This window comes from Mesorhizobium erdmanii USDA 3471 (assembly GCF_000472705.1).
GTDB classification, from domain to species: Bacteria; Pseudomonadota; Alphaproteobacteria; order Rhizobiales; family Rhizobiaceae; genus Mesorhizobium; species Mesorhizobium erdmanii.
The window spans coordinates 272,176-290,063 of the sequence record NZ_KI421455.1; the positions used below are offsets into that span (position 1 = coordinate 272,176).

Annotated in this window: 18 protein-coding genes and 1 pseudogene; 13 read left to right on the forward strand and 6 right to left on the reverse strand. The window is 62.0% G+C overall.

All coding sequences use genetic code 11. The features are described from left to right. Positions 1-43: 43 nt before the first annotated feature. From motA to A3AU_RS0134075, 6 genes are read left to right on the forward strand one after another with little or no spacing between them, the layout of a single operon-like run. A complete protein-coding gene (motA, locus tag A3AU_RS0134050; RefSeq protein ID WP_027056842.1) occupies positions 44-919 on the forward strand; it encodes a flagellar motor stator protein MotA in 876 nt (291 codons plus the stop codon). 32 nt (positions 920-951) lie between these two features. Continuing rightward, positions 952-1,899, forward strand: a complete 948-nt coding sequence (locus tag A3AU_RS0134055; RefSeq protein WP_027056843.1) for a FliM/FliN family flagellar motor switch protein — start codon at positions 952-954, stop codon at positions 1,897-1,899. Positions 1,900-1,916: 17 nt separating this feature from the next. Next, the gene (gene fliN / locus A3AU_RS0134060; RefSeq protein WP_027056844.1) at positions 1,917-2,303 is read left to right on the forward strand and encodes a flagellar motor switch protein FliN; all 387 of its coding nucleotides are present in this window, start codon (positions 1,917-1,919) and stop codon (positions 2,301-2,303) included. Between the two features lie 46 nt (positions 2,304-2,349). Then, a complete protein-coding gene (locus A3AU_RS0134065) occupies positions 2,350-3,360 on the forward strand; it encodes a flagellar motor switch protein FliG (RefSeq protein ID WP_027056845.1) in 1,011 nt (336 codons plus the stop codon). Positions 3,361-3,363: 3 nt separating this feature from the next. After that, a complete protein-coding gene (gene flhB / locus A3AU_RS0134070; protein ID WP_027056846.1) occupies positions 3,364-4,446 on the forward strand; it encodes a flagellar biosynthesis protein FlhB in 1,083 nt (360 codons plus the stop codon). Beyond that, on the forward strand, positions 4,443-4,877 hold the full coding sequence (locus tag A3AU_RS0134075) for a hypothetical protein (RefSeq protein WP_027056847.1): 435 nt from the start codon (positions 4,443-4,445) through the stop codon (positions 4,875-4,877). Before flhB ends, A3AU_RS0134075 begins: the two co-directional genes overlap by 4 nt. Before the next feature lie 98 nt (positions 4,878-4,975). Here the strand turns inward: A3AU_RS0134075 and A3AU_RS1000000139435 are convergent, their stop codons facing one another. The 6 genes and pseudogenes from A3AU_RS1000000139435 to A3AU_RS0134095 form a co-directional block, all read right to left on the reverse strand. Then, a complete protein-coding gene (locus tag A3AU_RS1000000139435) occupies positions 4,976-5,293 on the reverse strand; it encodes a hypothetical protein (RefSeq protein WP_154674724.1) in 318 nt (105 codons plus the stop codon). Next, positions 5,290-5,538 (reverse strand): annotated as a pseudogene (locus A3AU_RS1000000138715) (IS1 family transposase); the annotation flags it as partial. The gene A3AU_RS1000000139435 and the pseudogene A3AU_RS1000000138715, both read right to left, overlap by 4 nt. Positions 5,539-5,579: 41 nt before the next feature. Next, positions 5,580-6,350 (reverse strand): helix-turn-helix transcriptional regulator, encoded by a 771-nt coding sequence (locus tag A3AU_RS0134080; RefSeq protein ID WP_027056848.1) that lies wholly within the window; start codon positions 6,348-6,350, stop codon positions 5,580-5,582. Further along, a complete protein-coding gene (locus tag A3AU_RS0134085; protein ID WP_027056849.1) occupies positions 6,347-7,057 on the reverse strand; it encodes a helix-turn-helix transcriptional regulator in 711 nt (236 codons plus the stop codon). Before A3AU_RS0134085 ends, A3AU_RS0134080 begins: the two co-directional genes overlap by 4 nt. A 597-nt stretch (positions 7,058-7,654) precedes the next feature. After that, complete coding sequence (locus tag A3AU_RS0134090) at positions 7,655-8,686, reverse strand: histone deacetylase family protein (protein ID WP_027056850.1); 1,032 nt, start codon at positions 8,684-8,686, stop codon at positions 7,655-7,657. A 23-nt stretch (positions 8,687-8,709) separates the two neighbouring features. Next, entirely contained in the window at positions 8,710-9,363 is a 654-nt protein-coding gene (locus tag A3AU_RS0134095) for a TetR/AcrR family transcriptional regulator (protein WP_027056851.1), read from the reverse strand. Between the two features lie 260 nt (positions 9,364-9,623). Here A3AU_RS0134095 and A3AU_RS0134100 point away from each other — a divergent pair, with 260 nt between their 5' ends. From A3AU_RS0134100 to A3AU_RS0134130, 7 genes are all read left to right on the forward strand, one after another. Continuing rightward, positions 9,624-11,297, forward strand: coding sequence for an amidohydrolase (locus A3AU_RS0134100; RefSeq protein ID WP_027056852.1), 1,674 nt, complete (start codon positions 9,624-9,626; stop codon positions 11,295-11,297). 142 nt (positions 11,298-11,439) lie between these two features. Beyond that, entirely contained in the window at positions 11,440-12,540 is a 1,101-nt protein-coding gene (locus tag A3AU_RS0134105; protein ID WP_027056853.1) for an ABC transporter ATP-binding protein, read from the forward strand. Next, positions 12,540-13,469, forward strand: coding sequence for an ABC transporter permease (locus A3AU_RS0134110; RefSeq protein WP_081709774.1), 930 nt, complete (start codon positions 12,540-12,542; stop codon positions 13,467-13,469). The genes A3AU_RS0134105 and A3AU_RS0134110 overlap by 1 nt, the downstream gene beginning before the upstream one ends. Continuing rightward, on the forward strand, positions 13,462-14,274 hold the full coding sequence (locus tag A3AU_RS0134115) for an ABC transporter permease (RefSeq protein ID WP_027056855.1): 813 nt from the start codon (positions 13,462-13,464) through the stop codon (positions 14,272-14,274). The genes A3AU_RS0134110 and A3AU_RS0134115 overlap by 8 nt, the downstream gene beginning before the upstream one ends. A gap of 26 nt (positions 14,275-14,300) precedes the next feature. Further along, positions 14,301-15,329 (forward strand): extracellular solute-binding protein, encoded by a 1,029-nt coding sequence (locus tag A3AU_RS0134120; RefSeq protein ID WP_027056856.1) that lies wholly within the window; start codon positions 14,301-14,303, stop codon positions 15,327-15,329. 66 nt (positions 15,330-15,395) lie between these two features. Then, positions 15,396-16,592, forward strand: a complete 1,197-nt coding sequence (locus A3AU_RS0134125; RefSeq protein ID WP_027056857.1) for a serine hydrolase domain-containing protein — start codon at positions 15,396-15,398, stop codon at positions 16,590-16,592. A gap of 32 nt (positions 16,593-16,624) precedes the next feature. Beyond that, a complete protein-coding gene (locus A3AU_RS0134130; RefSeq protein ID WP_027056858.1) occupies positions 16,625-17,806 on the forward strand; it encodes a serine hydrolase domain-containing protein in 1,182 nt (393 codons plus the stop codon). Positions 17,807-17,888 lie beyond the last annotated feature (82 nt).

Sequence of the window (17,888 nt, forward strand, 5' to 3'; positions counted from 1 at the left end):
GGACTATCCCTTTCAACTGACGTGAAATGCGGAAGGACATGCCGTGGGCATTCTCATTGGACTTGTGGTGACGCTCGGCTGCGTCCTTGGCGGCTTCATGGCCATGGGCGGGCATCTGCATGTGCTGGTCCAGCCTTGGGAAGCCGTGGTCATCTGTGGCGCCGCACTGGGTACCTTCCTGGTCGCCAACCCGATGAAGACGGTGAAGGACACCGGCAGGGGCATTCTCGAAGCCTTCAAGCAGGCGGTGCCGAAGGAACAGGATTATCTGGAAACGCTCGGCGTGCTGCACAGTCTGATGCGTGAACTGCGCTCGAAGTCGCGCAGCGAGGTCGAGGCGCATATCGACAATCCGGAAGAATCAGCCATCTTCCAGGCCTTTCCGACGGTACTGAAGAATCACGACCTGATGAGTTTCATCTGCGACTACTGCCGCATCATCATCATCGGCAATGCCCGCTCGCACGAGATCGAGGCGCTGATGGACGAGGAAATCCAGACCATCAAATCCGACAAGATGAAGGCCTATCACGCACTGGTCGCGGTCGGCGACGGCCTGCCGGCGCTTGGCATCGTCGCCGCCGTGCTCGGCGTGGTCAAGGCGATGGGCGCGCTCGACCAGTCGCCGGAAATCCTCGGCGGCCTGATCGGCGCGGCCCTGGTCGGCACCTTCCTCGGCATCTTTTTGTCCTACGCCGTGGTCGGGCCCGTGGCCACCAAGATCAAAACGGTGCGCGAAAAGAAGAACCGCCTCTACATCATCGTCAAGCAGACGCTGCTCGCCTACATGAACGGCGCGCTGCCGCAGGTGGCGATCGAATTCGGCCGCAAGACCATCTCATCCTATGAACGGCCGACCATCGATGCCGTCGAACAGAGCACGATGAACACCGGCGGCGCCGAGAAGAAGGCCGCTTGAGCGATGCACGACAGATCGGTGCCGACACGGTCATGACCAGCCCAGGCAGCCCCGCGCAAGCGCGCTCGCTGATCATCGAGCGTCTGGTCGGCGACAGCGGCGAGGCCGATCAGGTCATCGATGCCGGCCGAGCCATGGCCGAGCGCGCAGTGCCACTGCTGCAGAAGGGGCTCTCGGGCGAGCTCGGCGTCCCCGTGATCGTCGACCTCAGGGCCGTCGAGGTCAGCCGCGTCCCCGAGGCGCGCTCGCATGCCGGCGACACGTTCGCCATGACCGTCGTCGGCTCGCCGGCTTCCTCGGATGCGATGACGCTCGTCATCGACGCTGCCGCGATCGCGATCATGGTCTCCACGCTGTTTGGCGGCGATCCGGACATGCCGACATCACCGATCGAGCGCGATCTGTCACCGATCGAGACCGACGTTTCGACCATGGTGTTCCAGGAGGTGGCGCAGGCCTTGAACGGATCGGGGCGGCGCTCGCTCGATCTGCGGCTGCCGGTGCCGCGAGCGATGTCCGGCGTCGAGGCAAGACACCATGTACTGCGCGACGGTGCTGCCATCCGCATCGTTCTTGGCATTTCGACACCGGTCGACAGCGGCTCCATCACCGTGACGATGCCGCAGCGTGTCGTGCTTGCCGGCCGCGACGGCACCGCCAGCGCCAGCGAGGACGATCACGGCGCCAGTTGGCGCGCACGTTTTTCGGAAGAGGTGATGCGCTCGACTGTGGCGCTAGAAGCCACCATGCCGCTGGCACGGCTGACGCTTGGCGACCTTGCCAATCTCGAAGTGGGACAGGTCATCGACTTCGAGGAATCGGCGCAATCACGGGCTCGTCTCAGCGCCCGGGGCCAGACGCTGTTCGTATGCGAGTTCGGCAAACTGGGGCAGAATTACACCGTCCGAATCAGGCATCCTTTCGATGCCGGGCAGGATTTCATCGATGGGCTCATGCCGGCCGGTGCCGGGCGCGCCTGAGCTTTTGGAGACGACGCATGGCCAAGACCAAAGTGGAAGCAGAGCTCGACCAGCCGGACGAGCAACTCGATCGCGCCATCGAGGAATTGCGCGGGGTCCTGCATGAGGAAGAGCATCGGCCCGATGCGGCGTTCAGGGCGGCCGCTGGCGCCAATTCGAACGTCATCATGAACATTCCCGTCGATGTCCAGATCATCCTCGGCAGCACCGAGATGGCGGTTTCCGATCTGATGGCACTGCAGAAGGGGTCGACAGTGGCCCTGAACCGCCGCATCGGCGAACCGGTCGACGTCGTGGTCAATGGCCGCAAGATCGCGCGTGGCGAGATCACGGTGCTTGAAAGCGACCCTTCGCGCTTCGGTATCAGGCTGACCGAAATCATCGCCGGCACGAAGGGCGCCTAGACATGGTTGGTGGGGCTTGCCGGTTGCAGCGGAGGCGAGAGGCAGCATGACGCCGCTGACGACCCTGACGCGCGCGCAGAAGGCGGCCGCCATATTGGTGGCGATGGGCAAGCCGTCCGCCAGCCGCCTGTTGAAATTCTTCAAGCAGGAAGAGCTGAAGGCGCTGATCGAGGGCGCCCGGCTGCTGAGGACTATTCCGCAGAGCGATCTCGAGCGCATCGTCGCCGAATTCGAGGCAGAGTTCACCGAAGGCGCCGGCCTGCTCGATTCCGCCGACAGGATGGATACCATCCTCAATGAATCGCTGTCACCCGACGAGATGAACGCCATCATGGGCAACAAGAAGCCGGAGGCGGCACCCGAAGGGCCGCCGCCGATCTGGCCCGATCTGGAAAAGCTCGAACCCTCGCGGCTGGGCACTTTCCTGGCCGGCGAACATCCGCAGACGGCGGCCATGGTGTTGTCGAAGCTGGGGCCGCAGGCTGCGGCAAGCGTGCTTCTGACGCTGGACAAGTCCATGCGCGGCGAAATCATCAAGCGCATGGTGACGATGGCCAACGTTCCCGACGCCGCCGCCAGGATCGTGGAGAACCGGTTGCGCGCCAGCGTGCTGTCGGAAACCTCGACCAAGGACACGTCGGCCGGGCAGGCGCGCGTCGCCAGCGTGCTCAACGAGCTGGACAAGCCGCTGCTCGAGGAGGTCATGCAGGACTTGGAAGCCGCCGGCACGCCCGACCTGGACGGGGTGCGGGCACGGCTTTTCGCTTTCGACGACCTGCCGCTGCTCACCCAGAAGGCGCGCGTGCTCCTGTTCGACGGGCTGTCGACCGAGCTTGTCACGCTGGCGCTGCGCGGCTCGTCGGCGGCGCTCGCCGAAGCGGTGCTGTCGGCGATCGGCGCGCGGTCGCGGCGCATGATCGAAGCCGAACTCGGACAGGGGTCGGACGGCGTCCCTGCCGCCGATATAATGACGGCGCGCAAGACCATCGTGACGACCACCATCCGGCTGTCGCGCGAAGGCGCATTCGAACTTCCCTCGACGCAAAACGCTGCTTAAGGGATGTCCGACGCCACCGACAAGGACTCCAAAACCGAAGAGGCGACGGAAAAGAAAGTCCGCGACGCCATAGAACAGGGCAAGCTGCCCCATTCGAGGGAAACCGCGATCCTCGCGTCCTTCGTCGCCATACTGGTGTTCACCGTCTTCTATGCCAAGGACGCGGTCGTCAACCTCGGCATGTTCCTGTCGATGTTCCTCGAGAAGCCCGAGGCGTGGCCGATGGACACCGAGACCGATGTCATCGAGCTTTACAAGATCGTCATGCTGGAAGTGGGTCGCGCCGTCGTCAGCCTGCTGGTGCTTTTGACCGTCGCCGGCATTGGCGCCTCGGTGCTCCAGAACATGCCGCAATTCGTCGGCGAGCGGATCAGGCCGCAGCTTTCGCGCATTTCGATCACCAAGGGCTGGAGCCGGATGTTCGGTGCCCAGGGCTGGGTCGAGTTCCTGAAATCCCTGGCAAAGGTCGGCTTCGCCATCGCCGTGCTCACCTTCACGCTGTCGGAGGATCATCGCAAGCTGCTCGCCGGAATGATCACCAACCCGGTCGCTTTCGGCCTCGTCATCCGCGGCATCGCCGTCGACATACTGGTGGCGATCGTCTTCGTCATGGGGCTGATCGCGGCGATCGACATCGTCTGGTCGCGCTTCCACTGGAAGCAGGACCTGCGCATGAGCAAGCAGGAGGTCAAGGACGAGTTCAAGCAGTCCGAGGGCGACCCGATCGTCAAGTCGCGGCTGCGCTCGCTGGCGCGCGACCGGGCGCGAAAGCGGATGATGACGGCGGTGCCGCGCGCGACGCTGATCATCGCCAACCCGACGCACTACTCGATCGCGTTGAAATATGTGCGCGATGAAGATTCGGCGCCGCTGGTGGTGGCCAAGGGGCAGGACCTGGTGGCGCTGAAAATCCGCGAGATCGCCAAGGAGCATAACATCCCGATCTTCGAGGACGTGGCGCTCGCCCGCTCCATGTACAAGCAAGTTTCGGTCGATAATGTGATCCCGTCGCAATTCTACCAGGCCGTCGCCGAACTGGTGCGGATCATCTACTCGAAAAAGGCTGAGCGCAGACAGATTTCATGAACCGCCAACCGCACGCAAAATCCCGTGAGATCATCGTCGCCAGGGCCATCGAGCAGGTGGTCGGCGAACTGAGGCTGATCGATGTCGCCGACTACATCGCCTTCATCCGGCTGGAGCATTTCGCCTGCCTGTCGGACCTTGTCGATTCAGCGGTGGAGCTGTTCTTCATGCCGGGCACGCTCAGGCTCGGCCATGGCGGCGAGGCGCATGTCGACTGGAACGGCAATCCGCGCATCGTGCTCGATCTGGAGCTTCGGCCGCCGGGGGCGACCGTCTATTTCCAGCTGACGCTAAGCGGGGCCGGCGATTCGGTCGCGGTCAATTACGTGTCGTTCGAAAAGCCTGGCGAGGATCCCGAGCACAACACTGCGCTGCTGGAGGCGGTGATCGACCAGGCCCGGATCCGCAAGGTCGAGCCGCTGGCCTTCTGAGGTCTGTCGATGTCCAGGCGAGGCCGCTCTGCAAATGGCGGCTCCCCTGAATCCAAACAGACCTTGAGCGGCGGTAGTGGGTCAGTTTGAAATTCCGGTCAGGATGGATGGCCGAAAACAATCAAAATAAGCGCCATCACACCGAAGGTGCCGAAAAAGACGATAGCGCCATATGCTATTGTACGACGCGCCATCCGGAAGCGGGGTGACCAAAATTGAGCATGAAGCCTGGAATCCCGGTTCCCCATCCGCTCGCTCCAAGGAAGGCCCTGTTCATCAATTGAACCATAGAAGTCCGTTCGCAGAATTATACTTGATAGTGAGATGAACATGGCCGCGAAGCTCATCACCAATACGACTACGCAAGCCGTCACTGGAATAAACAGGTGAGGATTGTCAGCCCGTTCGTACTTCAAACTTCGTCGCTCCGCTTTTTGTAGGGACCGCAAACCATCGGTTTCTTTGCCTCTTTGACTGTGATCAGTGCGACAATATCACCGATTCCCAAAGCTTGTCAGTAACACCATCGGCTATAGCAGGCGTGACACGCAGTGTCTTATGGATGCGCCCGAAGTTGTAATACATGAAGTGCAAGGCAACCGCGTTGGCCTGGGCCCACCTTCTTTGAGAAGCCATTGGTCAGGCGGGTGAAGCGGCGCATTCAAACTGACCCGCTACCCCAGCGGCTGCTCGATCGGATGACTACTCGATCAGACCGAGCCGCAGCGCCTTGGCAACGGCCTGATTGCGGTTGGTGGCGTTGAGCTTCTGGGTCGACTGCGTCAGATACTGATTGGCCGTGTGCACCGACAGCTTCAGGAGCCGTGCGATCTCCTCGCTGGTGTTGCCGTTGGCGGTCAGCTTCAGGCATTCGAGTTCGCGCTTGGAGATGGCGCGCATCCTGCCGGCATCACCCGGACGGAGACGCGCGACCGCGGCGAACAGTGAAAAGCAGCGCGCGTGGATTTCGTAGAGTGCGTCCTGCGGCAGCGTGATCTCGGATCCCAGGAAGACGACGAGCCCGCACTGGCCGCGATCGGCATGGACGGGAAAGGCTATGCCGCTGGTGCCGGGCGCCAGCGGCGCCATCTGTGCAGTCCAGGCGAGGTTGCCGAACATTTCGGCCATGGCCGCCATGCCGTCATCCGTCCACCAGCGTGGCTCCGTCGAGTTGTGGGTATGGCGCACGATCTCCTCGCCATTGGCGCCCGAGATGAACTTCGTCGCCACGCCAATACCGGGGTAGTCGGAATCAAAACACGGAACCAGCCGCGCCCGCTCCGGCGACGGGCTGACGAAGTACAAGCCAAAAGCCGAGGCGTTGATGTCGACCGATATCCAGCGGCAGCGGCGCACGGCGTCGGGAACGGTGACGGCGTGGTGCGTTTCGGAGCCGAGCGAGAAGGCGCCGAAGGGGCTGCGCTGCTGGTTGAAAAGGGCCTCCGCGGCGTCCTTGATTTCAGCGTGTTTCAAATGATGCCACTCCTGATCGCCGTGGCGATGGCCATCGCGCGGTTCGAGGCCGCGAATTTCTGGATGGCGTGGGTGATGTAGCTGTTGACGGTGTTGGAGGACACGCCGAGGATGACCGCCACCTCATCGGTGGTCTTGCCTTCCGAGACCCAGAACAGGCATTCGCGCTCGCGGTCGGACAGCGGATCCTGCATCGCCGCGGCGGCGATCAGCTGTGGAATATGCGAGAGCGCGTAGCAGCATTTCAGCTGCGCCTTCATCAGAGCCGGCTGGTCGATCTTGCCAGCCGTCGCCGCCGAGAACAGAGCGAACAAGCGCTGCCGACCGACATTCAGCCGCAGCGAATAGATCTCGGCGTGGCCGAGTACATCGAGAAGGCGGGCTTCTTCGCCCGAGACGAGCCCATCCGTATCCGGTGCGTGCGTGGCCACCAGCGATCTGGGGCGGAATCCTGGCGCGACAGTGAGCGCCCCCTGGGCAAGGCTGGCGATCAGTCGCTTGCCGATCAGTTCGATGGCGTCGAAGATCCAGTTCGAGGAGACGATGCGCGCGTCATTGCGGTCTTGGTCATGGACGATGGCAACCAGCATGTAGCTGTCGGCGCCGATCTCGGCGGTCAGCTCCATGAAAAAGCTGGTCAGATCACCGCGCGACGCCAGGCGCGAGCCCAATGTGTCGGATTGAAGAAGCGCGGCGGGACTGCTCATTTTTTGCTTTGGCCGGAATCGTTTCTGCTGTCCGGATGCTGGAGGCCAGCCGCCGAAACCGAAAACGCGTTACTTTCACGAGACTCATACGAGGCGCGTGGCCGCGCCAATCAGACGGAATCCGTTCAGGGAACGCGACATCCGCGTCTGGCGCCGGAAACTCCGGAACGTGAGACTTTGGGTGGTTGCCGCGCCCCCCGAGGACCGGCTGATTCGGTTCTAATCTACCCGCAGTTGAATCCGACATCAAACGCGATTTGACAAAATCGAATCCGATGGACTCGCGTGCGACTCAGGAGACGGTTCTCGCGACCGTTGCGCCGCGAAAATGCCGGGACCGCGCAAGCCGCCCATATCGGCATGCGGGCCGTCGGGGTAGCTTCGCAGGCGCCCGAAGGGGCACCCACCTCCGTTTGCCTGGTTCTTGCGGCAGGTGTGATCGCGGTGCCGGCGGTCTACTATCTCGGGCGCTCATGCAAAGCGGCCGTACCTATGGGGACAGCGAGCACCGGCGCCGCGACGTAGCTGGTGAAAAGAAAAGGGGCGGTCATCCCGCCCTCTTTTCACGCTGTTGGTATCTGTCCCGGATTTGCTGGCTCACCGATCCTCAAAGCCGGTCAGCACGCCGACGGCATTGATGCCGATCTCCTCGACGGCATAGCCGCCTTCCTGGACGAACAGCGTCGGCAGGCCGAGCTTTGCGATGCGGCGGCCGATCTTCGGATAGTCCGCGCTCTTCAGCTTGAACTGGCTGATCGGGTCCTTCTCGAAAGTGTCGACGCCAAGCGAGACGACGACGATGTCAGGCGCGTAGGCAGTGAGCCTGGCACACGCATCCTCCAGCGAAGCATTCCAGGCGTCCCAGCCGGTGCCGAAGGGCATGGGATAGTTGATGTTGAAACCTTCGCCGGCGCCGGCGCCGCGTTCATCGGCATGGCCGAGGAAGAACGGATACTCGACCATGGGATCGCCATGCAGGTTGAGGACCTGCACGTCGGCGCGGTCGTAGAAAATCTCCTGCGTGCCGTTGCCATGATGGTAGTCGACGTCGAGGATGGATACACGGCCGGCGCCCTGGTCGAGGAACCATTGCGCGGCGACGGCGGCGTTGTTGATGTAGCAATAGCCGCCCATGAAGCCGGCCCCGGCATGGTGGCCGGGCGGCCGGCAGAGCGCGAAGGCCGAGCTCTCGCCGCCCTTGACCAGGCCGGCCGCGGTCAGCGCCACGTCGTAGGAGGACTTGATCGCTGCCCATGTGCCCTCGACGAAGGTGGCGCCGCCGTCGAAGGAATAGTAGCCGAGCAGGGCGTCGATGCGCTTTGGCGGCACGTCGCCGCGCAGGCCGCGCGTCGGCCAGGTGAACGGCATTGCCGTGCCCGTGTGGCCTTCGGCTACCCATTGCGGCCAGACGGTCGGAAGGAAGTCGATGTAGTCCGATTTGTGGACGCGCTTGGCGGCGGCGAGGTCATGTTCCAGCGGTGGAATGATCGGCCCGAGCTTCTCGCTCTCGACCCGAGCCTTGATGAATTCGGCGCGCGAAGGTTTTTCAAAGCCCGGCACGATGGCTGATGTAACCAGTTCCATCTGGCCGGCATGGCCGGCATGAAGCGGCGAATGGACAGTCTTCATAAAATTCCTCTCGAAATGCGAAATCAGTCAAGGTTGAGATAGGGGTTCACCAGAGCCAGCCACATGGCTTCGACATCGTCCTCGATGAGGTCGAATGTCCTGCGATCTCTCTTCAGTCCGACAAGCCGGCAGGCGTGCCCGACCTCCATCATCACCAGGCCGAGCCGCTTGGCGATCTTGTCTTCGAGCGCAGGATTCACATGCCGCAGCCAGGCGGCGTAAAGCGCGATGATCTGCTCGTCGTATTCGTCCTGGATAGGCCTGAGATCGGCATTGCCGGATATCGCCTCGATCACCGGCATCAGGGTGGCGTTGTCGAGATAGATCGTGGATGTGTCGATAAAGAGCTTGCGCACTTCCTGGCGAAACTCGTCGCGGTTGGTAGGCCGGGGAACCTTGATGCGCTTCTCGATCACCTCGGGAAAGGACGACAGCCAGCGCCTGGCGAGGTCCAGAAGAATGGCCTCCTTGTTGGGAAAGTATTGGTAGACCGAACCGACCGACAGGCCGGCGCGCTGTGCAATGGCCAGCGTCGTCGGGGTCCTGGTTCCTTGCTCCCGCGTCAAGGTCAGCGCGGCGTCGAGAATCCTGTCGACCACCTTGCTCGAGCGTTGCTGCCGCGGCTGCTTGCGCGGTTCGAGCGCCATCCTGGTTTCGCGACTGAGACTGCGCTTCACTGCTCGACGTCCTCGTTCCCCGCCGCGCCTCAACACAGGTGCAGGGTGCTGTCCACAATACATTCGAAATTCGGCACGTTGACAAACGCGAATAATTAGTCGCATTCTTTTATCCACGCTGTTTCAAGAGATCACAAGGGGAATTTCGAAGACGGCGCACTGGCATCATTTTCGTCCGATTGCGCAGCCGCGGTGACGTGGCAGTTTGCCGGACAAGACGATTGCCGGTTTCAGTCGGCCATCAAAAGCGCGGAGTCGCGATGTCTGTTACGGGTGCGGGTCGTAATGCGGATCTGATCGTCATCAATGGTCGTGTGCTGACCATGGACGAAGGCAATCCCGTCGCCGAGGCCGTTGCCGTCAAGGACGGCGCCATCATCGCCATCGGCAGCGGCGCCGCCATCGAAGAACTCAAGGGACCGGCCACGGAGGTGATCGACGCTAAGGGCGGTTCGGTCCTGCCCGGTTTCATCGAAGCCCATATGCATCTGTTCGGCGGCGCGGCTGAACTCGACAATCTGCATCTGGCTGGCGTGCATGGCTTCGATGCCTTGCGCGATGCGATCCAGTCCTTTGCAGCGGCAAGGCCGAACGCCAGGCTTCTGATCGGCGCCGGCGTCGACTATGCGATCCTACCCGAGCCGGTCACTCGCCACCATCTCGACCAAATCATCTCCGATCGCCCGTTCGCCATGTCGGCCTCCGATCACCATACGATGTGGGCGAACACCAAGGCACTCGAAGAGGCGGGTCTTCTGCATGGCAAGGAATTGGGGCCGGGCAACGAGATCGTGATGGGTGCCGATGGCCTCGCGGCGGGTGAACTGCGCGAGGGCGAGGCTTTCGGCCCGATCCTGGAGCATTTCGGACAGAACCGCACACGGCTCGGTCTTACGGGTGGCGAGCCGGAGCCCTATCCGTCGGCCGAGGAGCTTGCCGCCGACCGCGATCTTATGCATCGCGGTCTCGAATGGTGCGCCCGCCACGGCATCACGTCCATCCAGAACATGGATGGCAACCTCTACCAGCTCGAGTTGCTTGCCGGCCTTGAGGCGGAAGGGCGGCTGATATGCCGTACCAAAATCCCGTTCCATTTCAAGAACTTCATGGATCTGGGCATGCTTGAAAAAGCGTCCGGGATGGCCACGAGCTACAACTCCGAGTGGTTGTCCTCGGGCATGGTCAAGGTTTTTTATGACGGCGTGATCGATTCCTGGACCGCCGTGATGGTCGACGACTATGCCGACCGTCCCGGCTGGCGCGGTGAGCCATTGTTCACTCCCGAGCATTTCGCCGAAGTGGCGGTGGAGGCCGACCGCAGAGGCCTGCAGATCGCCGTGCATTCGATCGGTGACGGCGCAGTCCGCGCTGTGCTCGACGGTTATCAGGCGGCGCGGGAGAACAACGGCAAGCGGGACAGCCGTCACCGCGTCGAGCATATCGAGGTGATCACCCCGACGGATGTGCCGCGCTTCGCCGAACTTGGCGTCATCGCTTCGATGCAACCGCCGCATCCGCCCGGCGCCATGAACTTTCCGCTGGAGCCGACGATTTCGCGCATCGGCCGCGACAGGTGGCCGCTCAGCTATGCCTGGCGCACGCTCAAGGATGCTGGCGCCCGGGTTGTTTTCGCTTCCGACTGGCCGGTCTCGTCTGTTGACCCGATCCTGGGCATTCAGGCGGCAGTGATGCGCAAACCTTGGGCAGAAGGCCTGCCGGACCAGAGTTTCTCTCTGCATGAAGCGCTTGCCGGCTATACGGTCGAGGGCGCCTACAGCGAATTCATGGAACACCGCAAAGGCGCGCTGAAGCCGGGTTATCTGGCGGACCTAGTCGTCTTGTCGGCCGATATCGAAAGGACCGCTCCGGAAGCTTTGCATACCGTGCGGCCGGTGACGACCATCTGTGGCGGTAAAATCACCTACCAAGCCTGAATGTGGCATGGGGCTTGCCCCTCCAAGGCCACTGACTGAACTGTGATTCAAGGCCGGGCTTGCCAACATACCGGGCGTGTGGTCACATCCAACTGGGGAACAGCTCCGCCAGCAAGAGCGGGGTCAACGATGAGGCGTAATCGTGCCGGACAAACCGGATCGGAATGCGATTGAAGTAGTAAACGTCAGCAAAATTTTCGGATCGGGTGAAGGGCAAGTCGCTGCCCTCGACACGGTCTCGGTATCCATCCGCGAGAATGAGTTTTTCACGCTGCTAGGACCATCCGGCTGCGGAAAGACGACACTGTTGCGACTGATAGCAGGCTTTGACTTCCCGAGCGCCGGCGAAATCCTGCTCTACGGCCAGGATATTGCACCGCTGCCGCCGTTCAAGCGGCCGGTCAACACCGTTTTCCAGTCCTATGCGCTGTTCCCCCACATGACGGTGGCCGACAATATCGGCTTCGGTCTGGAGATGCTGGGCAAACCGAAGGCGGAGATTACGGCTCGCGTCGCTCAGATGCTGAAACTGGTCAAGATGGAGGCACTCAGCGCCCGCCGCACCAGCCAGATTTCCGGCGGCCAGCAGCAGCGCGTGGCGCTGGCTCGCGCCTTGGCGCCGCAACCCAAGGTGCTGTTGCTCGACGAGCCGCTCTCCGCCCTTGATTACAAGCTGCGCAAGGAAATGCAGATCGAACTGAAGCGGCTGCAGCACGAGACCGGGATCACCTTCATCTTCGTCACCCACGACCAGGAAGAAGCCCTGACCATGTCGGACCGCATCGCGGTGATGTCGGCGGGCAAGATCCTGCAGGTCGGTTCACCGCGCGACATCTATGACCGTCCAGCCGAACGCTTCGTCGCCGACTTCATCGGCGAGACCAATTTCCTCAAGGGCACCGTGGTGTCGAAGAAATCCGGCGTGGCCACCGTGAAGCTCGCCTCGGGCGCAACGGTGGCGGCAGGGTTCCCGGAGAACTTCGATCCCTCGGGTGCAGTCACGGTCGTGGTGCGGCCAGAGCATGCGGATCTGACCGCAGACGTCTCCAAGGGCACAGTCGTCGGAACTCTGGCGAATGTCGTCTATTTCGGCACCGACACGCACTACCACGTCAAGCTCGACGGCGGTGACAACTTCATCGTGCGTTACCAAAACAGCCGGTCCGGCGCGGTGACATTCGAGCAGGGCGCCAAGGTGGGCATCGTCTTCGAGGACGACGGCGCGCGGATACTGAAGGACTGATGACAATGGCGCTTTCCCAAGCCGCGTTGTTCGAAGCCAAAGCCGAGAAAGCAAGTGCCAGGCGCAACCGGCTGCTTTCCCTGCCGGCGCTGATCGTAATCGGAGTTTTCGGCGTGCTGCCGCTGCTGATTATCCTGGTTTATTCGTTTCTCCAGGCCGCGCCCTATGGTGGCGTCCAGTGGAAATTCTCGACTGACGCCTATCTGAACTTCCTGTTCCAGCAGGATATTTTCGACGACACGCTGCAGTTCACGCCGGATTTCCTGATCATCTATCTGCGCTCGTTTCTGTTCGCCGTGGTGACGACAATCATCTGTCTGCTGCTGGGGTTCCCAACCGCTTATTTCATGGCGACACGCACGCCAGCGCAGCGAAACTGGTGGGTGTTGCTGATCACCATCCCGTTCTGGTCGAACCTTCTGGTGCGCACGTTGGCCATCATGTTCATCATCCGCGACGAAGGCCTCATCAACAATCTACTGATCGGGCTTGGCGTGATCGATAAGCCGATCACCATGCTTTACACGAACTTCGCCATCCAGCTCGGCCTGCTCTACTCGTTCCTGCCGTTCATGATCCTGCCGCTCTATGCCAGCCTGGAGAAACTGGATTTCCGGCTGGTCGAGGCGGCCAACGACCTATACGCGACGCGCCGGCAAGTTCTTTGGCGGGTGATCATTCCGCTATCGCTGCCTGGCATCATCGCGGGCTGTCTGCTTGTCTTCATTCCCGCCCTCGGCGCCTATGTGACGCCGCTGATCCTTGGCGGCGGCATCCACCTGATGATCGGCGATCTCATCGCGCAGCAGTTCGGTTCCGGACGCAACTGGCCCCTCGGCTGCGCGCAAGCGCTGATCCTGATGGCCGCGGTGCTGGTCGCCCTCTACTTCTATGTTCGCACCACGTCGGGGAAGATCCAGCATGGCTGATCCCCGCAACGTCGATATCAAGGATCAGCCCGGGTTCCGGACCATCGCCATCATATGCGTTGCCGTGCTTTACGTACCGATCCTGATCCTGATGATCTTCTCGTTCAACACGGGTTCGCTTGTCACCCATTGGGAGGGTGTCGGCCTGACCTGGTATGGCACTGCGCTGCTCAATGAGGAGTTCCACAACGCCGCCGAGAACACGCTGATCATCTCGGTGAGTGCGACGATCGTTTCGACTATCTGCGCCACGCTGGCGGCGATCGGCATGACCCGCGTGAAGCCATGGCGTGGCCTTCCGGCCGCTTTCATGGTCATCAATCTGCCGCTGATGGTTCCCGAGATCATAACGGCGGTGGCGACCTTGTCCTTCTTTGCACTTATCGCCGGGGTCTTCGGGCTGAATTTCGGCATCGGCAATCTGATCCTCGCCCATACCGTGTTCTGTATTCCCTTCGCCTACATGCCGATCCGGGCGCGTCTTGAGGATATGGACTTGACGCTCGAATCCGCCGCCGCCGATCTCTACGCCACGCCGTGGCATACGTTCCGGCGCATAACACTGCCGCTGCTTATTCCCGGTATCATGTCGGGTGCGGCACTCGCCTTCATCGTCTCCTTCGACGATTTCACCATCACGCAGCTCGTCGCCGGCCCCGGCCAGACGACCTTGCCACTCTACATCTGGAACCAGATCAGGCGGCCGATGACGCCGGAGATCAATGCCATCTCCACCATCCTGCTCCTGGTCTCGATCCTGTTTGTCTCGGTATCGTTCCTGATCGCGCGCCGACGCGCCAAGTAATCAATGGGAAGGCAAAGGAGAACAAAATGTCTAGGAAACTGATGGCCGCCGTTTCGACGGCAGTGCTCTTGTGGGCAGTGCCGGCACTCGCCGACGGCGAGTTGCATATCTACAATTGGGGTGACTACACCAATCCCAAGCTGATCGACAAGTTCCAGAAACAGTACAACATCAAGGTTACGCTGGACGACTATGATTCCAACGAAACCATGTTGTCGAAGGTGCGAGCCGGCAATTCCGGCTACGATATCGTGGTGCCGTCGGATTATACGGTGAAGATCATGATCGATGAGGGCCTGCTCGAAAAAACCGAGCCCAACGCGATGCCGAACGGGAAGAACATCGATCCACGGTTCCTCAATATCTATTGGGACAACGGGCGCCACTACACTGTGCCGTGGCAGTTCGGCACCACCGCGTTCGCCGTCAACACGGACAAGTTTAAGGGCAACATCGACACGCTGGCCATCCTCTTCGACCCGCCGGCGGAGCTGAAGGGCCAGATCAACATCCTTGACGACGTCAACACCGTCATGCATGCGGCCGAGCGTTATGCCGGCGTGCCGCGCTGTGGCGCCGACAAGGCCAATCTGAAAAAGGTCAACGACATCCTGACGGCCGCCAAGCCGTCGTGGAAAACCTTCAGCTACGACACCATCACCAAGATCACCTCCGGCGACGTGATCGTGACCGAGCAGTGGAACGGCGCGACCTATCGCTCGCGGCAGAAGATCCCGGCCATCAAATACGCCTATCCGAAGGAAGGCATCGAAGGCTGGATGGACAACGTCGCGGTGCTGAAAGGCGCCAAGAACCTCGAAAACGCCAAGCTGTTCCAGGACTTCATCATGGCCCCGGAAAATGCGGCGCTGATCTCGGAATTCGCTGGCTATGACAATGGCATTGCCGGCAGCCACAAGTTCCTGCAGGCGGATTTCGCCAATTCGCCGGAGATCAACCCGCCGGCAGGTGCGCCGACGCCGGAATTCGTCCCCCCGTGTCCGCCGGATGTGGTGGAGATCTACAACAAGATCTGGACCAATTTGCGCAAATAGGTTCGGTCTGAAGTCCAGCGGAAGGGAGGCTTCGGCCTCCCTTCTTTGCGCTTACGGGAGGGTTCCATGACATCCTATCGCAACAGCGATCCGCGGACGCCGATCATGCAAGGCTCGCCGCCCGCCATGGTTCCGCCGAAGCTCGACTGGGACCGGCCGCCGTGGAACCGCTGGGCGTTCCAGCACATCAGGGAAATCCTGCCGACCGCCGAAGTCTGGCGCGGCAACGGCCATCGCCACCGCCTCGAACGCGCCGAGGTCGATCTCGACGGGCTGGCGGTCGAGGATAGCGAGGGCAAGCCGACAACGCTCGCCGGGTTGCTCGACGAGACCTATACGGACGGCTTCCTGGTGCTCAAGCACGGCAAGGTTGCCTATGAGCGCTATTTCAACGGTATGGACGAGCGCACGCTGCACCTGTCGCAATCGATGGCCAAGTCCATCACCGGTTCGGTGTTCGGCATACTGGCTGGACGCGGCCTGATCGACCCGGCGAGGCCGGTGACCGATTACTTGCCGGAACTCGCTGCCACCGGCTGGGGCGGCGCCAGCGTCCAGCATGTGCTCGACATGACGACAGGCGTGCGTTTCTCCGAGGAATACACCGACCGCTATTCCGATATCGGCCAGGTCGATGTCGCCACCGGCTGGAAGCCGGTGCCGCCAGGCAGCGATCCGGATTTCCGCTGGCCCTCGCACATGTTCGAGCTGATCCTGGGCTTGAAGGACACGGTCCGCCCGCATGGCGCCGAGTTCGAATACCGCTCGATCGAGACGGACGTGCTCGCTTTCCTCATGGAGCGGGTAACGGGCATGCGTCTGGCGCAATTGGTTTCGGATGAACTCTGGCAGAAGCTCGGCGCCGATGAAAGCGCCTGCTTCACCGTCGACAGCGCCGGCTATGCGGTGGCCGATGGCGGCTTCAATGCGACGCTGCGCGACTATGGCCGCTTTGGCCAGCTGATCCTCGACAATGGTGGCGGCATCGTGCCGGCCGACTGGATCGAGGCGACGCGCAATGGCAGGCATGGGCCGGACTTCAGCCCCAGCCTGCCGGAAGGCAGCTATCGCAACCAGTTCTGGATCGAGAATCCCCGCTCGCGCGCGCTGATGTGCCGGGGTGTGTTCGGGCAGATGATCCACATCGACTGGAACACAGGAATGGTCGTGGTGAAGCTTTCGACCTGGCCGGATTTCAGCAGCCTCGCCTATTCCGCCGCGACACTGAAGGCCGTGCACGCCATCGCCGCCGCACTGGCCTAGCCCCCATAAGAAACGACCTGGAAGGAAACGCCATGACCGGCAAGACCGCGTTCGAGACCCGCTACGGCTTCCGCCGCAACGAGGTGCTGCTTTCCAACTGGCGGGAAAATCCGTTCAATCGATGGGCGTTTCAGAACCTTGGCGAACTGGTGCCGACGGCACGCGTGGCCGCTACATCGGGTAGTGCCGAGGCACCCGTGCGGGATTTCAGCGGGTTGCTCGGCGAAAAGGTTTCGGTGGGGAGCGCACCGGAGACAGTGGCCGACTTCCTCGCGCGCTCGAGCACCGACGCGCTGACGGTGATGAAAGGCGGCAAGATCATTGGCGACTGGTTCGCGCCGCATATGGATTTCGGCGCCCGCCACATCATCTTCTCGATCAGCAAGTCGGTGACCGCCATCATTGCCGGCATATTGGAAGGCGAGGGCGTGTTCGATCCCGAAGCGCCGGTTACGCAGTACATCCCCGAAGCCGTCGGTTCGGCCTATGGCGATGCGAGTTGCCGGCATGTGCTCGACATGAGTGTCAGCCTCGACTTCGAGGAGGCCTATCTCGACCCGGAAAGCGCCTTTGCCCGCTATCGCCGCGCGACGCTGTGGAACCCGGGCGGCGGCACGGAAAGCCTGCGCGAATTCATCCTGACGCTGCAGCGGCTGGCCGAGCCGCATGGCCAGACTTTCCGCTACCGCTCGCCCAATTCCGACCTGCTCGGGCTGCTGCTCGAACGCGCATCCGGCCAGCGTTTCACCGACCTCATGCGCGAGAGACTGTGGCTGCCGCTCGGCGCCGTCAGCGAGGCTTCGATCGGCGTCGACATGGAAGGCACGGCGCGCACCGCCGGCGGCATTTCGGTGACGCCGCGCGACCTGGCGCGTGTCGGCGAAATGATGCGGCAAGGCGGCACCGTCAATGGAAGCCGCATCGTGCCGGAGGCCTGGGTACGCGATACGACGGTCACGGGCGGCAGTTCCGAGGCATGGCAGCGCGGATCGATGGTGCCGCTGTTTCCGCAAGGCCGCTACCGCAACAAATGGTATCAGACCGGCTTCGCGAACGGCGCCTATTGCGGCATCGGCATCCATGGGCAGTGGCTCTATGTCGATCCCAGGACCGAAGTGGTGATCGCCAAGATGTCGTCACAGCCGGAGCCGGTGGACGATCCACTGGATCTCGAAATCGTCGCCTTCTTCGAAGGGCTGACTCGGCTGGTCTGACCCGTCGGGCGCGATCCCGTTGCCGCATGCTTTCCTGTGGACCGCCTGCGATGGCTGAAAACGTCGCGGTTGGCGGGGCGGT

Bases quoted from the DNA above. Each gene is read 5' to 3' on its own strand.
- A3AU_RS0134075 (WP_027056847.1), top strand. From the start codon at position 4,443: ATGAACCGCCAACCGCACGCAAAATCCCGTGAGATCATCGTCGCCAGG.
- A3AU_RS0134065 (WP_027056845.1), top strand. From the start codon at position 2,350: ATGACGCCGCTGACGACCCTGACGCGCGCGCAGAAGGCGGCCGCCATA.
- flhB (WP_027056846.1), top strand. From the start codon at position 3,364: ATGTCCGACGCCACCGACAAGGACTCCAAAACCGAAGAGGCGACGGAA.
- A3AU_RS0134130 (WP_027056858.1), top strand. From the start codon at position 16,625: ATGACCGGCAAGACCGCGTTCGAGACCCGCTACGGCTTCCGCCGCAAC.
- A3AU_RS0134055 (WP_027056843.1), top strand. From the start codon at position 952: ATGACCAGCCCAGGCAGCCCCGCGCAAGCGCGCTCGCTGATCATCGAG.
- A3AU_RS0134085 (WP_027056849.1), bottom strand. From the start codon at position 7,057: ATGAGCAGTCCCGCCGCGCTTCTTCAATCCGACACATTGGGCTCGCGC.
- A3AU_RS0134125 (WP_027056857.1), top strand. From the start codon at position 15,396: ATGACATCCTATCGCAACAGCGATCCGCGGACGCCGATCATGCAAGGC.
- A3AU_RS0134115 (WP_027056855.1), top strand. From the start codon at position 13,462: ATGGCTGATCCCCGCAACGTCGATATCAAGGATCAGCCCGGGTTCCGG.
- A3AU_RS0134090 (WP_027056850.1), bottom strand. From the start codon at position 8,686: ATGAAGACTGTCCATTCGCCGCTTCATGCCGGCCATGCCGGCCAGATG.
- A3AU_RS0134120 (WP_027056856.1), top strand. From the start codon at position 14,301: ATGTCTAGGAAACTGATGGCCGCCGTTTCGACGGCAGTGCTCTTGTGG.
- A3AU_RS0134110 (WP_081709774.1), top strand. From the start codon at position 12,540: ATGACAATGGCGCTTTCCCAAGCCGCGTTGTTCGAAGCCAAAGCCGAG.
- A3AU_RS0134100 (WP_027056852.1), top strand. From the start codon at position 9,624: ATGTCTGTTACGGGTGCGGGTCGTAATGCGGATCTGATCGTCATCAAT.
- fliN (WP_027056844.1), top strand. From the start codon at position 1,917: ATGGCCAAGACCAAAGTGGAAGCAGAGCTCGACCAGCCGGACGAGCAA.